The sequence below is a fragment of the Klebsiella sp. D5A genome (genome assembly GCF_001620885.1).
GTDB lineage: Bacteria > Pseudomonadota > Gammaproteobacteria > Enterobacterales > Enterobacteriaceae > Klebsiella > Klebsiella variicola.
In genome coordinates this window covers 16542-30537 of sequence record NZ_LOAR01000027.1, presented here as the reverse complement: position 1 = coordinate 30537, position 13996 = coordinate 16542, and the positions used below count along the sequence as shown (strand labels likewise).

The 13996-nt window shown below is 49.4% G+C and carries 8 protein-coding genes and 2 pseudogenes; 3 read left to right on the top strand and 7 right to left on the bottom strand.

Annotated features, from left to right (window positions below; all coding sequences use genetic code 11):
• Nucleotides 1-251 precede the first annotated feature (251 nt).
• From AS136_RS25180 to AS136_RS25160, 7 genes and pseudogenes are all read right to left on the bottom strand, one after another.
• A complete protein-coding gene (locus AS136_RS25180; RefSeq protein ID WP_012542191.1) occupies nucleotides 252-479 on the bottom strand; it encodes a DUF1737 domain-containing protein in 228 nt (75 codons plus the stop codon).
• Between the two features lie 323 nt (nucleotides 480-802).
• The gene (locus tag AS136_RS25175) at nucleotides 803-1549 is read right to left on the bottom strand and encodes an SDR family NAD(P)-dependent oxidoreductase (RefSeq protein ID WP_055323493.1); all 747 of its coding nucleotides are present in this window, start codon (nucleotides 1547-1549) and stop codon (nucleotides 803-805) included.
• 70 nt (nucleotides 1550-1619) lie between these two features.
• The gene (locus AS136_RS25170; RefSeq protein WP_055323494.1) at nucleotides 1620-2309 is read right to left on the bottom strand and encodes a helix-turn-helix transcriptional regulator; all 690 of its coding nucleotides are present in this window, start codon (nucleotides 2307-2309) and stop codon (nucleotides 1620-1622) included.
• A 256-nt stretch (nucleotides 2310-2565) separates the two neighbouring features.
• Nucleotides 2566-2700 (bottom strand): annotated as a pseudogene (locus AS136_RS27685) (arsenical resistance protein ArsH); the annotation flags it as partial.
• 77 nt (nucleotides 2701-2777) lie between these two features.
• Nucleotides 2778-3183 (bottom strand): annotated as a pseudogene (locus tag AS136_RS27680) (H-NS family histone-like protein).
• Between the two features lie 571 nt (nucleotides 3184-3754).
• Nucleotides 3755-3982, bottom strand: a complete 228-nt coding sequence (locus tag AS136_RS25165; RefSeq protein ID WP_040107967.1) for a hypothetical protein — start codon at nucleotides 3980-3982, stop codon at nucleotides 3755-3757.
• A gap of 268 nt (nucleotides 3983-4250) precedes the next feature.
• On the bottom strand, nucleotides 4251-4469 hold the full coding sequence (locus tag AS136_RS25160) for a cold shock domain-containing protein (RefSeq protein WP_023279058.1): 219 nt from the start codon (nucleotides 4467-4469) through the stop codon (nucleotides 4251-4253).
• A 313-nt stretch (nucleotides 4470-4782) separates the two neighbouring features.
• On the opposite strand from AS136_RS25160, the gene cspF reads away from it, so the two are divergent.
• The 3 genes from cspF (at nucleotide 4783) to AS136_RS25155 (ending at nucleotide 13979) form a co-directional block, all read left to right on the top strand.
• The gene (cspF, locus tag AS136_RS27675) at nucleotides 4783-4995 is read left to right on the top strand and encodes a cold shock-like protein CspF (RefSeq protein WP_071822061.1); all 213 of its coding nucleotides are present in this window, start codon (nucleotides 4783-4785) and stop codon (nucleotides 4993-4995) included.
• Nucleotides 4996-5070: 75 nt separating this feature from the next.
• A complete protein-coding gene (locus tag AS136_RS29175) occupies nucleotides 5071-5241 on the top strand; it encodes a YnfU family zinc-binding protein (RefSeq protein WP_306463583.1) in 171 nt (56 codons plus the stop codon).
• 155 nt (nucleotides 5242-5396) lie between these two features.
• Complete coding sequence (locus AS136_RS25155; protein WP_063267101.1) at nucleotides 5397-13979, top strand: GH36-type glycosyl hydrolase domain-containing protein; 8583 nt, start codon at nucleotides 5397-5399, stop codon at nucleotides 13977-13979.
• Nucleotides 13980-13996: the final 17 nt, after the last annotated feature.

Sequence of the window (13996 nt, the reverse complement as noted above, 5' to 3'; positions counted from 1 at the left end):
TTGTCGGATGCTTCAGATTATGACCAGACGGTTCATGCTGTACGCTTACGTTTAATTTGCACCCGACATCACTCTCATTGATTAAAGCACGGGGTGGAGATTACTGCGGTCCACAGTTCTGACAAACAGTGAAAGAGAAGGCCTGCGTAAAGAAAAAAGGTGTCGCGATGCGTGATGCAATTACCTTATGACAGACCTTGCGGTGATTTACAGCACCGGGCGGATTCCGGACGCTGCGAGCCCACTCATTCCTACGAAGCCTGATTCTGCTGTACCTCAGGCCATATGATAGCCTGCGCAACAATCACATCCTGCCCATTAAACGTTGCGGCGGGGGAGCCATACAGTTGATAACCAAGCGCCAGTGCTTCTGAAACCCGATGACAAAATTTAGCGTCATCCTTACCTGTCAGGAGACGATAACGAGGAAGACCATCCGGAGGTTCATGGCCCTTATTTTTTATTTCTGGATTGCTCATGGTAGTGCTCCTCTTCAATTTTAGCCTTTTTGGCTCTCGTTATTCTTATCTTCACAAAACCATAAAAAATCATAATGATCAATCTGGACCATGCGTCCAGGGGAGTACTCCCGGGCCCTGGACGTCCCATGAGTGCCAGAAGAGGACGTTGTTAATGGCATGATATATGAACAAATGGAGTGCCGATCATCAATCCCAATATTAACCCATACTTGAAATATTTTCATCACAGGCCTGATAATGGAAGCGTTAACTATACACCCCAGCTAGCCTACGACTTTGGCGAGGCAATTCTTAAAGTTTAAAAGGGCTTTAGGGAAATTTTACTCAGCTAAATAACCGCCATCGATTGGATAAACTCCTCCGGTACAGAATGCTGAATTATCTGACAGTAAAAACAGTATGAAGTCTGCTACTTCTTGCATTTTTGCCATCCTTTTCATAGGGTGGCTATTTGCGAAACTACGTACGATATTTTCTGGGAACTCACTCATTCGTGGGGTTTGGACATAGCCCGGAGCTACTGCATTGATTCGAATGCCTTCACATGCAAACTCCAGCGCTGCGGTTTGGGTTAAACCGATTATGCCATGTTTAGCCACGGTGTAAGGTGCTAACCCAGGAATGCCAACCAGTCCATTTACTGCAGATAAATTAACTATAGAGCCACCAGATTTCATCATCTGAGGTATTTCATATTTTAGGCAGTAAAAAACACCGCTCAATGAAGTTGCAATAACCTTATCCCAGTTTTCAATTGTCTGCTCAGTTATATTTATACCATGTTCACCTGTTAAGCCTGCATTATTTACTGCATAATCAAGTCTGCCGAAATGTTTGATAACATCATCTATCATGTGCCGTACTTGTTCCGGCTGTGACACATCACATCCGATCCCCACGGCTTGTTGTCCCTGTGAAGATAATTGTTTCGCTTTTTGTTTAGCCTGTTCTGACGAACGGGATACAATAACGACCTTAGATCCATGCTTATGTAATTGGTCTGCGACTACCTCACCTATACCTGTAGTGCTTCCTGTTATGACAGCAACTTTATTCTTGAAATTCATAACCCCCCCTATGAAGTAGAATTGAGTCTTTCAGCTGGGTTAGTATACAAATTAGCTGTGACAGTTTTTGTCAGTACTCTTTCTCCTCGCAGATCCCTTCTTTAAGCCTCCATTTTTTCAATAAAACTTCTCTGCTTTCACTATATGTAGAATCCAGTTGCACAATATCTTGAATTCTGTCCGTTCTAAAATGACGAAAATCATTTCTCATTTCACACCATGCAACCAAAAGCCAGCATGACTCCATGTATACCAATCCGATTGGCCATATGATTCGAGAAGAGTAACAATCCTTCTTATCACAATACTTTAGTTTTATTCTCATGCGCTTTTTAATAGCATTGCGAACACCTTCAAAATATATCTCATTATTTTCTGAAGGACCGATCAGATAGGATTGACTCTCAATAAGGTTTTTTAATTCATCAGGAATGACGGCGTGTATTTTGGCAAGTGCACTCTTTGCGGTAATTTTGAAATCACGGTCAGTATTATGAGATACCCAATTTAACCCAAGTGTAATGGCATTGATTTCTTCATGAGAAAGGTTTAAGGGTGGCAAATGAAAGTCAGACTTAACGATGTAACCAATTCCAGCACCACCTTCAATGCTTACTCCTTGATACTGCAGCGTTTTTATATCTCTGTAAAGGGATCGCACACTTATTCCCAGTCTTTCTGAGAGGGTGGATGCAGTGATCGGATATCTTTGTGCCCTTAATATCTGTAGTAGTTCGAGAAGTCTTTCTGTTCTAGTCATGTTGATAAATCCATCTTGATCTTGTGACGATTTCTTAAATCATCTATTAGATAAGCATTTTAGTACAGAGCGAGTGTACCGGAGCTACCGATGATTACTACAGTGCTATGTTCGTAATGCATACATAAGCGGTGATCATGAGTGTAAAGGTCCGCAGTTCGCTCAAAGCGGACCTGACAACAAGCTGGTCGGTCCGCTCCGTACCAATAGTAGACGTTGTTAAGCTCATGCAGTATGGATTCACGAAGAACATACGTTATTTTTTGTCCTGATTGACTCGGAATGAAAGCTCCTGATGGCTCTCATTTCGCTCGCTGTAACGATCTGCAAGATAACCGGTTTGTCCCTTAAGCAGCACTGTGATTTTAAACAGCTCCTCGGCTACATCGACGGAAATAAATGTTTCTCGACTATTCTCTAAGGCAACTTGCGGCCTATAAAAAAGAACCGGGTATAACCCGGCTCTTTTTAACTGATTTCAAAATCTTTTAATTCCCCACCTTCAGCAATCAGCTTTGAGATCCGCTTCGGCATTCGCCCCTGACCTGACCATGTTTTTGACTCTCCAGTTTCGTCAGTATATCGATACTTCGCGGGGCGAGGGGAGCGCGTCTTTTTAACCTTACCCGGAGAGCCAATAGCAGCCATAAGTTCGGATGGGTCGATACCCTAATCAAACATCATCTGACGAAGTGTTTCCAGTTTATCGCGGCGCTGACTTTCATTTGCAATGACGTAATGTCTCTTCTTCTCGTCGTTCTATAAGAATAATTTTAAACTTTTCCAGAACATCTTCCAGTACATCTAATGACATTTCACGAATCTGGGAACGTAAGGTACGGATATTATTTAACTGTGTAAGAGCATCTGACATAAAGAGACCTTTTAACATTTTTTCGTTGTTCAGTAAATACCAATGTCGACGGTTGCTCATCAACCCGATTTTTATTAATGAGCATTTTAATCCGATTGGTACATATTGTTATTAACGAGGTTTAGACTACTGATATAAATCTCTTATCGCAAGACAAAATTAAGAGGAATGTGCAAGAAAAAAATCCCAACTCCTACGAAATGTCCCTGCATTTTTGCGGGTACTAAAAACTATGATGCCAGGAGTCATCTAAAGAGCCTTTTATACACTCATAACTTGTTGTTTCAGTCATACCTGATGAGCTTTAAATCAGGAGAGACATTTAGTGAATTAGCGCCGCCACTTAGTAAGGTTTTTCACAAATGGCAAGATGGACGCAGGGGAGAGACACCTGCATTTTGTCAGAGGGTAGCGAATTACTCTCTCTTTATAGAGGTGTTTCTAAAAAAGTGTAATGTAAAAAAAGCCTGCTGTTAGCAGGCCATAAAAGTTTTTAACTCATTTTTTGTTCGATTCTGATAAATAGGGTAAGCGTGCAATTAAACGTGGATCAGAGAGCATGACAAAAATGCTATAAATATTTCCTGGCCGCATCAAGTATCTCCTGTGACGTTAACTCCCTGTCAGTAGCCACGTAAACAATACCATGATCGCCAGTTAAGGAAGGAAAACCTGCAGACATAATCTGAAGATGTGTTTCTTCACCGTTTGGATATTCCTGCCTGATAGAGGATATACCCTCCAGAACGGTTATGACTTTACAGGATTCAGCATTAAAGAAAACAAGGACTTTAATCATATTCTATTACCCTGTTCTCTCGTAGATATTAACTGGCAGATGCCATTAAGTTCAAAGCCATTACGCACTTCTTATTTAACTTGCGGTTAGCTTGAGCTTTTAGACTTTTTATGCAGTAGTACTGCACTTCATCACATCGGTTAGCATACTCATAATTTTGAAAAATAGGCTGATTAGATATTAAGAATAAACGACTTTCATCTGATTTAAGTTATGGATCTGTCTACTCAGGAATAATCCTTCATCGTTGTCGCAGACCCACATATATTCATTTATCGCAAAGTATTACGTTTGTAGCAGCAGGCCCTTTTTCACCACTCTGCATGGCGAACTCAACTTTCTGTCCTTCAAATAAGGTATTGAAATTCTCACCATGGAGTGCGGAGAAATGGACGAAGACATCTTTGCTTCCGTCAAGAGGTGAAATAAAACCAAAACCTTTATCTTCGTTAAACCATTTTACCAAACCTTTAATTCTTGTGGACATACTGACTCCCATTAAACANTAGCATTAATAGCATTAATAGCATTAATAGCATTAATAGCATTAATAGCAAACGTATAAGATTAAACGTATGGACTCAAAAGAGGAGATATCAACGATAGCGCCTGGTAATGAGAACTGCCCGGAAAGCTTCAAAATTTCATTCGTACATCGAACTGATGGGATTCATTAAGGCACATGGAATCGATATAAGCAAATTATCTTTTAGCCGTCCAGAGGTCCTGTAGGAAAAATAAAAATGGCTGAATGCCATTTTCAATGTATAGTCTTTACGTGTTTTCAGTAAGGAATTGACTTGTCCCATAAAATGACAGGAATTGTCAAAAGCTTTGACATTCTTAGTGGTAAAGGCCTCATCATCCCATCTGATGGCCGAAAAGACGTTCTGCTTCACATTTCAGCCGTTAACTTTCGCGAATCAGAATTACTCATCCCAGGAAGCCGCATAGAATTTTGCCGGATCAACGGTCTCAGGGGGCCTGTGGCTGCAAACATTTATCTTTCCTGATTTTCAGCGTGACAAAATAAACAGATCAAAACTTAACCACATGTGATACGGTGAAGTTCATTCATTGAAAGGTTAATGGTTATGTCTGTTATCAATTATGCAATGAAACTCTTCAGCAGTGCGTCTACTGCCACTGCTGCCTGTCCTGTTTGTGGCTTAAAATCAGTACAACCGTTGTCAAAAATCCGGCTCAACCAGACCATGCTTTGCCCCGGATGTAAGGCTCTGTTTATCTCCCGATGCTAGCTCGACCAAAACCGCAGAACAGAGCTCATGTCCTATACTTATGTTAGATTCCGGCAGCTGTTAAATCCCTGATGCCTGACGCACATCCTGAGAGAACGTTTCTGAACTGATTTCGCAACTGCTCCTGCGCGCTAACGTCGCATCAGAGCAATGCTATGAAAATGAACCCAAGAGCGTGGTTTAACCGCTCCCGTATTCCGATGAATGCTGCCGAAAACGTAACGTTTTCGGCGAACGATCCTGCCGGTGAAAGCTCGCCGCGGTCAGAACTCTTTTCGACCGTCCAGATGGAACGCTACGGCCAGAAGCTGGCGCGGACTCATAAAGTATCACCGGATAAGCACCCTTATTATCTTCTGAAACGACTTGGTGACAATGAAGCCGTCATTACCCAAAACTGCTATGAGCTTAACGCCGGTAAAAAGACCAGTATCATGCCCGCCGGTGAATGGTTGCTGGACAATTATTATCTGATTGAGGAACAAATCCGCACTGTCCGCCAGCATCTGCCGAAAAGCTTTGGCAAAGGTCTTCCGTCGCTGGTATCGCCGCTGAATTGCCCACGAATTTATCATATTGCATCAGAGGCCATTGCTCACGGCGATGGCCGCTGGGATGCCGCAAGCCTGACCAGCTATCTCACTGCCTATCAACAGGTGACACCGCTGACACTAGGTGAAATCTGGGCGTTACCGGGAATGCTGCGCCTTGCGCTGATTGAAAATCTTCGTCGTATCAGTATGGAAGTGATAAAAGCGCAGCAGGACAGAAACCTTGCTGATACGTGGATAACAAGGATTGTCGAATGCGCAGAGAGTGCGCCTGGTGATTTAATCATGGTGGTTGCCGATATGGCGCGCTCCCGACCTCCGTTAACCAGTGCGTTTGTCGCAGAGCTGGTGCGGCGCCTGCAGGGACATGGCAACGCGCTGTCGTTACCTCTGACCTGGGTTGATCAGTGCCTTCGGGAACAGGGGATCACCACTGACGTTCTCATACATAGTTTCAATCAGCAGCTTGCCGCCAGCCAGCTGTCCGTCAGTAACAGCATCGCGGGCCTGCGTTTATTGAGTGAAACGGACTGGGCTGATTTCGCCGAAACCATAAGCGTTGTCGAACAGGTATTACGCAATGATCCTGCCGGCATCTATCCCCGGATGCACTTCAATACCCGGGATCATTACCGGCACGTAGTTGAGGTTCTGGCCAGAGACAGTGGTCTCAGCGAGCCTGAGGTTGCTGAGAAGGTGCTGGCGTTTTCAGAGGAAAAAGCGTCCGAGACACCGGAACATCATGTTGGTTATTATCTTGCGGGCGAAGGTCGACAGGCGCTGGATATTCATCTCCTGGCAGACGCCTCAGGGCTCATACGCTTGCGGCACAGTTTCAACAGAATAACCCTGCTGTCATGGCTTGGAAGCCTGGCGTTGCTGACAACCGCTGCGACCGCAGCAATATTGCGCGCAACCGCCATGCAGGGCGCAGACTGGCTATTGATCGCGGTGATATTACCTCTGATTATCGCATTAACTCAGTTAATGAGCGATTTGCTCAGTGATACAGCCACCCGTTTTCGCGTTCCTCGCCCCTTGCCGGGGATGGATTTTTCAGCCGGTATTCCCGCTGACAGTGCCACCATGTTAGTCATTCCCTGCATGTTGACCAGCCACGAAAGTTTCAGCCAGCTCCTCACCAGTCTTGAAGTCTGCTGGTTGGGGAATGAAAACGAAAATCTCAGGTTCGCGCTGCTCACTGATTTTGCTGATTCTGAAAATGAACCCTCGCCGGAAAGTCACACGCTGCTAAGACAGGCTATCGCCGATACGCAGGCGCTTAATCGCCGCTACCCCTCCGGCCGACCACGTTTTTATCTGTTACATCGCCAGCCTGAATGGAACCCCTCGGAAGGAGCGTGGATGGGCTATGAACGCAAGCGGGGAAAACTGGCGTTACTGAACAGCTGGTTGCGCCATCCCGGAACGCAATTCGTCAGCGTTGCAGAGATGCCTGCCCACCTTTTACCGGGTCACATAAAATACGTCATTACCCTGGACAGCGATACGGTGCTCCCGCGCGATACGGCACACAAACTCGTCGCGACGATGGCGCATCCGCTGAATACGCCTGAGTATGATCCGGTACGCCAGAGGGTTGTCAAAGGATTCGGTATTTTACAGCCCGGTCTTGCGGAGGAGATACCACGTAACGGTCAGGGGCGTTACGCAGCCCTGCGCAGCAGCGTACCGGGCAATAACCCTTATTCGATGATGTCTTCGGATATTTATCAGGATCTCTTTGGGGAAGGCTCGTTTGTGGGCAAAGGGATTTACGATGTTGATATTTTTATGCAGGCCACTACCAACATCTGCCCGGAAAATCTGGTACTCAGCCACGATCTGCTTGAAGGATGCTATGCACGTTCGGGTCTGCTGAGCGAGGTGTTACTGTACGAACAGTACCCTAATAATTATCTGTCGGATGTTGCACGACGTTCACGCTGGATCCGGGGTGACTGGCAACTGCTTAACTGGCTAAAACCACGCGTCAGAAAAGCCGATGGAACCCGGGTCAGGAATCCGCTGACCGCGCTTTCTTACTGGAAATTACTCGATAATCTACGTCGCAGTCTGGTCGCCCCCTCCTTACTGATATTGCTGTTCTTCGCTCTGCTTTGGGTACCCAATCCGGTTTACTGGCTGGGCATACTGTTGCTGATATGGCTGTTGCCAGCCATCCTCTGCATTAGCCACGACCTTCTGCATAAACCTCTACGTCGCCGCGTGAAGCCGCATCTGTTACTGGTGGGGGCGGGCGCGCTAAAGCGTCTGTCAGGTATCAGCCTTAATTTTGCGATACTGCCGCACGAAGCCGGATATTCGCTGAAAGCGATCGCCGTGACGCTATGGCGACTGGGGATAAGCAGGCGTCACCTCAGCCAGTGGGTCAGCCACAGCCAGGACAGCAGTCAGGCCAGACCCACTGTTGCACGTTTTTATCAGGCGATGTGGCTGAACGTTGCCGGTGGCGTGGCGCTGACAATACTGACCGGACAATTTGCCCCACAGCTGCTGGGGATTGCGTTACCGATCGGTTTGGTATGGTGTGTGGCACCGCTGCTGATGAGCTGGCTGAGTCGCCAGCCCGTGCGTAAGGTTTTTTCGCCTAATCAGGAACAAAAACAGCTGTTACGCCAGACAAGCCGTGAAATCTGGGCTTTTTTTGAAACATTTGCCACAGCAAAAGAGAACTGGCTTCCGCCTGATAATTATCAGGAAATACCACAACCGACGGTGGCACACCGAACTTCTCCTACCAATATTGGTCTTTCACTTATGGCTAACCTGACGGCATGGGACTTTGGCTACCTGCCTGGCGGAGAGGTGCTCCGGCGCGTGTCGCTCACGCTCGACACGATGGATAAAATGGAGCACTACCGGGGCCATCTCTACAACTGGTATGACACCCGTACGCTGGTCCCCCTCAGTCCACGCTATATCTCCAGCGTCGACAGCGGCAACATGGCCGGGCATTTATTGACCCTGCGTGCAGGCCTGTCCGCCATGCGTCATCAGCCTGTTTTAAGCAACCAACAGATACTGGCAGGACTGAACGATACGCTGGATATTCTGGAAAAACAGTGGGGTAAGAACCCACCTGACAGCCTGAGACTGCTGCGCAAGCATTGCCTGAACGCGGTGTCGCTCTCTCCGCAGGCGCTTTTCAGCGAACTGAAAAGCATGCGCACCCAGTGCAACCATCTGACCAGCGCATGTCATCAGGGATCTCCTCTTCAGATGCGCTGGGCTGGACATCTGGAGCATCAACTGGTTCAGCTTTGCCATGAGTGGTCTCTGTTGCTTGGCTGGTTGCCTGCATCCTGGAATGAACAGACGCTGCCGACGCTGAGTGAGCTTGCCCGTCCGACATTAACCGGTACAGGAACGCCTCCGGCGTCAGTGGCGGAGCAGGCCCGAATGCGACTCAATATTATCACCGAGCTGGAACAGCGGCTGGATGAGCATGCCCGGATGGATTTCGCCTTTCTGTACAGTGAAGCAACCAGTCTGCTCAGCGTCGGTTATAACTGTGACACCAATATGCCTGACAAGAGCCACTACGATCTCCTGCCGTCTGAAATCCGCCTGACCAGTTTTCTTGCCATTGCGACTAATCAGCTGCCTCTTAAAAGCTGGTACGCGCTGGGTCGATTGTTTACCACGATTGATAATGAAACTGCCCTGATGTCATGGAGCGGATCCATGTTTGAATATCTGATGCCGAATCTGGTGATGCCCACCTGGCCCGGCAGCCTGCTCGATGAAATGAGTCAGTCGGCGGTTATGCGCCAGATTCACTGGGGGAAAGAACGCGGGGTACCATGGGGTGTTTCAGAGTCTGGCTATCATGCTTTTGATGTTCAGCATAATTATCAGTATCAGGCATTTGGCGTACCGGGGCTCGGTCTGCGCAGGGGACTTGCCGATGACATGGTTGTTGCTCCTTACGCCACGCTGCTGGCGCTGATGGTTTCCCCACAGAGAGCCTGTGAGAACCTGTTCAGGCTGCAAAAAAATGGTGCACGCGGAGAATACGGTTTTTATGAAGCGCTGGACTATACCCCCTCACGTCTTGCAACCGGTCAGCTCTATGCGGTGGTACAGTCCTGGATGGCGCATCACCAGGGTATGGCATTTCAGGCGCTGGCTCATGTGCTGCTTGACGCCCCCATGACTGAACGCTTTATGTCCAGCACGGTATTCCGGTCAGCGAGTCTGCTGTTACAGGAGCGTGTGCCGGATGCGGTCGATCTGTATAGTCCGCGCCGTCATTTTGAATCTCATGAGGGCAGGGTCAAACCCGTTCGCTATGAACCCCGTATTTTCTATAGCGTGGATACCCCCTCCCCGGATATTCAACTGCTGTCCAACGGACATTATCATCTGATGTTGACCGCGGGCGGCGGTGGTTACAGTCGCTGGAATGATATTGCACTAACGCGCTGGCGCAGTGATACCACCCGTGATAACTGGGGAGCATTCTGCTACATCCGCGATACCCAGACGGGAGATGTGTGGAGCAATACCTGGCAACCAACAGGCTACACCAGCGGACAAGACGAGGAAGTGTTGTTCACCGATGCGGGGGCAGAATTCAGACGCAGCTTAGGGGGACTCAGCGTCAAAACTCAGGTGGTGATCTCTCCGGAGGATGATGTTGAATTGCGACGGCTCACACTGATTCATCGTGGTCGCAAGCCTCGCTCTCTGGAGCTGACAACCTATGCTGAAGTGGTACTGGCACCTGATGCCAGCGATCTGGCACACCCGGCATTCAGCAATTTGTTTATTCAGACTGAGCTGGCTCCTGAGCGTGACGCTATTCTTTGCCACCGGCGCCCGCGCTCACCGGATGAACCGGGCTCTTGCCTGTTTCACATGATGGTGGTGCACGGCGATAACCGACATAACGTGTCGTTTGAAACGGACAGGGCAAGGTTTATTGGACGTGGCAGAAACCCTGCGAATGCACAGGCAATAGAGACGGGAGGGATGCTAGGCAACACGTCGGGCTCGGTGCTGGATCCGATACTGGCAATTCGCAACGCCATCATTCTGCAGCCGGGGCAGCCGGTTACGATTGATATCATTTATGGCATCAGCGAGACCCGTCAGCAGAGCCTGGCGTTGCTGGAGAAATATCGCGATTACCCTATCGCCGATCGCGTCTTTGAACTGGCCTGGTCTCACAGTCTGGTGGTATTGCGCCAGATGAACGCCAGTGAAGATGATGCCACGTTGTTCAATAGTCTCGCCAGCGCTGTGCTTTACCCTGTCCAGGAGCTGCGCGCCGAAGGCCAGGCGATCGGCCGCAACCGGCGTGGCCAGTCCGGACTGTGGGGCTGGGCAATTTCAGGGGATCTGCCGATAGTGCTGCTGAGTATAACCAGCGAGGAAAGTATCACCTCAGTGACCACACTGATTCAGGCACACCGTTACTGGAGACAGAAAGGGCTGGATGTTGATTTGGTCATCCTGAATAACAGCCCCGGCGGCTACCAGCAGGGATTACAAAATCAGATTATGGAGTTAATTTATGCCGGGTCTGAAGCCAGTCTGCTGGATAAAAAGGGCGGGCTTTTTGTCCGGAACGGTGAGCATCTCTCCGCTGAGGATAAGTTGCTTTTGATGAGCGTGGCCTGTCTTTATCTTGATGACCGCGCAGGGGGGATTAATGAGCAGCTTAACCAGCGTATTCATACCCTGAAATCGCCGGCAAGGGCATTCATTCCGCGTGCTGTGCGCGAGCGTAATCAACATACGGACTGGAGCCCTGATACCAGTCAGTTATGCCATTTCAATGGGTACGGTGGATTTTCTCAGGATGGGCGGGAGTACCAGATCGTCCTTCGGGAAAATACGCTTACACCGGCTCCCTGGTCGAACATACTGGCAAATTCTCGTTTTGGATGTGTGATCTCAGAGGCAGGGCAGGCCTATACCTGGTATGAGAATGCCCATGAATACCGGTTGACGCCGTGGGAGAACGATCCGGTGAGCGATCGCAGCGGCGAGGCATTTTACCTGCGCGATGAAGAGAGCGGGGAGTGCTGGTCGCCGACGGCTTTACCTGTTCGCGGACACGGTGATTACCTGACCCGCCATGGTTTTGGCTACAGCGTTTTTGCCCATCGTGAGAGTGGTATAGACAGCGAGTTGACGGTCCTGGTTGCTGAAGAAGATCCGGTTAAACTGGTGCTCCTGACGCTCAGCAACTCTTCGGGACGGACACGTCAACTTTCCGTCACAGGCTATGTAGAGTGGACGCTCGGAGAAACACGAACGCGCTCAGCCCCTCACATTGTGACACATGTGGCCAGAACGCCCGGCGGCTGCGGGGTGCTTGCGAATAACTTTTATGGTGATAATGGTGGCGGCCGAACTGCATTTTTTGCCGTCAGCGGTAATGACTGTTCTCTGACAGGGGACCGCCGGGAGTTTATTGGCCGTAATGGTTCCCTTCACGCCCCTTCGGCCATGAAACTGCAAAAGCTTTCTGGTAAGACGGGGGCCGGTCTGGATCCCTGCGGAGCGGTGCAATCGGCGGTTACATTAATTGACGGGGACCAGAGGACGTTTATTTTTATCCTCGGCGCAGAGGAGAATGATGTTTGTGCTCAGGAGATGCTGGCCCGCTACATGAACGAGGATACGGTCCGCCAGGAGCTGAACCGGATTCATAATCACTGGCACAATGTTCTCGATAAAATCGTAGTTAACACCCCCGACACGTCCGTAAATTTACTGGTTAATGGCTGGCTGTTGTATCAGACGGTCGCCTGCCGTCTTATGGCCCGGAGTGGCTACTATCAGTCTGGCGGTGCATTTGGTTTTCGCGATCAGCTGCAGGATACGCTGGCTCTGAGCCACGCTGCTCCGGACCGGATGCGTGAACAGATAATACTCTGCGCATCACGGCAGTTTATCGAGGGGGATGTGCAGCACTGGTGGCACCCGCCCCACGGCAACGGTGTGCGTACCCGCTGTTCCGATGACTATCTTTGGCTGCCGCTTGCTGTTTGCCACTATGTTGAAACGACGGGGGATATGGATGCACTGGAAATACGCATTCCTTATCTGGAGGGACGCTCGCTTCAGCCTGGTGAAGAGTCTGTCTATGACACGCCGGTCATCAGCGGCACCGAAGAGACACTCTGGTTACACTGCGTCAAAGCTATTCACTATGGACTTCGCTTCGGGGAGCATGGCCTGCCGCTGATGGGTGCTGGTGACTGGAATGACGGGATGAACCGGGTGGGTATCGAAGGCAAAGGTGAAAGCGTCTGGCTGGGCTTCTTCCTGTACGACATTTTGCAGCGGTTTGCAGCGCTGGCGGAGCGCAGGCTGGATGAAAGCGTCGCCGCGATGTGCCGTTCACAGGCTCTGCGCCTGCAAAGTAATCTCGAAGCCCACGCCTGGGATGGGGAATGGTACCGGCGCGGGTATTTTGACGATGGTACTCCCCTGGGATCGAAAACCTCACAGGACTGCCGGATTGATGCGATTGCGCAGAGCTGGTCTGTATTGTCCGGCGCCGCGAGCCCGGGACGGTGCGCAAAGGCCATGCAGGCGCTGGATAAGCACCTTGTGGATAACGAAGGAGGGCTGATCAAACTGTTAACGCCTCCTTTCGACGGACACGGTCCAAATCCGGGCTACATACAGGGGTACCTGCCAGGCGTGCGGGAAAACGGAGGGCAGTATACGCATGGCGCCATCTGGGCAGTGATGGCCTTTGCCCGAATGGGGAATGCCGGACGAGCCTGGCAACTCTGGTCAATGCTCAACCCTATAAATCATACCCTGAATGCGGACTCTGTCGGGATTTATAAAGCTGAGCCTTATGTCATGAGTGCTGATGTCTACAGCGTCGCTCCCCATACCGGACGTGCAGGGTGGAGCTGGTATACCGGTTCCGCAGGCTGGGCCTGGCGTTTACTTACCGAGGAATTACTGGGGATAAAACGTTCCGGCACTGAGTTTAGTGTTCATGCCCGGTTACCGGATGAGTGGTCGTCTTTTTCTATGGCATATCAATATGGTGAAAGCCATTATCAGATTAGTGTTTCACGCGGCGATGCAGAATATTGCGTGACACTGGATGGTGTTCTCCTCCCTGATGACAGAATACCGCTGAAGGATGATGGACAAAACCATACGGTTGAGATCATTCAGAACTGACACTGAGCCCGGAGGTG